We start from the raw sequence: 1,366 nt of genomic DNA, 5'->3' as shown, positions 1-1,366 counted from the left end.
ACTGTCCCACCAACGGGTGGCCGCGCCGCATGTAGTGACAGCACTTCGGGCAGTGCGCCCATGTGATCAACGATGCACCAACCAACGCGTGGGAACGGGAACTTGGCGAACTTCTCCTGAGGATCGGAGCACGCTTCGCCCGCGTGGAGCCCCGGCACGGCGTGCGGGACTACGTCCACGGGCTCCTCGGCCCGGTGGGCCGCAAGAACGGCTGGCAACTCGCCGAATACGCCGGCCACACCACCCCCGACGGCCTGCAGCACCTGTCCGCTGGGACGCGGACGAGATCCGCGACGACCTGCAGGCGTACGTCGCCGAACACCTCGGCGCCGACGACGGTGTTCTGATCATCGATGACACCGGCTTCGTGAAAAAAGGCACCACCTCAGCCGGAGTCCAGCGCCAGTACTCCGGCACGGCCGGCCGCACCGAGAACTGCCAGATCGGCGTCTTCGCCGCCTACGCCACCATGCGCGGCCACACCCTGGTCGACCGGGAGCTCTACCTGCCCAAGTCCTGGACCGACGACCGCGAACGCTGCCGGTCCGCCCGGATCCCCGACGACCGCGTCTTCGCCACGAAACTCGAGCTGGCCAGGGCCATGATCCGTCGAGCCCTCGCCTCGCCCCTGCCCATCTCCTGGGTCACGGCGGATGCCGCCTACGGGCAGGACTCCCACTTCCGCCGCTTCCTCGAAGACGCCCAGCTCTCCTACGTCGTGGCCGTTCCCAAGTCCCAGCAGGTCCACGGCCCTCGCATCGACCACCTCTTCGGCCAGGCCCCGCCCGAGGCATGGCAGCGGCTGTCCGCCGGAAGCGGCGCGAAGGGCGAGCGCTTCTACGACTGGGCCGCCGCCCGCCTGCCCGCCGTGGGGGAATTCGACGGCGACGAGCCCACCCGGCAGCGCTGGATGCTGGCCCGCCGCAGCATCTCCAAGCCCGACGAGATCGCCTACTACCTCGCTTGCGCGCCCCTGGAGGCGACCATCGCGGACCTCGTGCGCATCGCCGGGTGCCGCTGGAAGATCGAGGAATGCTTCCAGAGCGCGAAGAACGAATGCGGCCTGGACCAGTACGAAGTACGCCGCTATGTCGGCTGGTACCGGCACATCACGCTCGCCATGCTCGCGCACACCTTCTTGGCCGTGATGGCCGGCCAGGAGCGGGAAAAGGGGGTACCGAACGGAACACGCCCGACCTCGTGGACCTCACACCGGCCGAGATTCGCCGTCTGCTGGCAGTTGGACCCCACCGCCATCCTCCGGACCGCGGCCATGCCGTGACATGGTCGCACTGGCGCCGCCGCCACCAGGCACGCGCCCGCCGATGTCACTACATGCGGCGCGGCCACCCGTTGGTGGGACAGC

Annotated in this window: 1 pseudogene; it reads left to right on the top strand. The window is 69.2% G+C overall.

From position 1 onward, the window contains the following. Positions 1 to 62 precede the first annotated feature (62 nt). Positions 63 to 1,282: pseudogene (locus ACWDEX_RS37170) on the top strand (IS701 family transposase). Positions 1,283 to 1,366 lie beyond the last annotated feature (84 nt).

This window comes from Streptomyces sp. NPDC001020 (assembly GCF_053599115.1).
The sequence above is the reverse complement of the archived record's forward strand: the minus strand, read 5'-3'. Positions and strand labels throughout refer to the sequence as shown.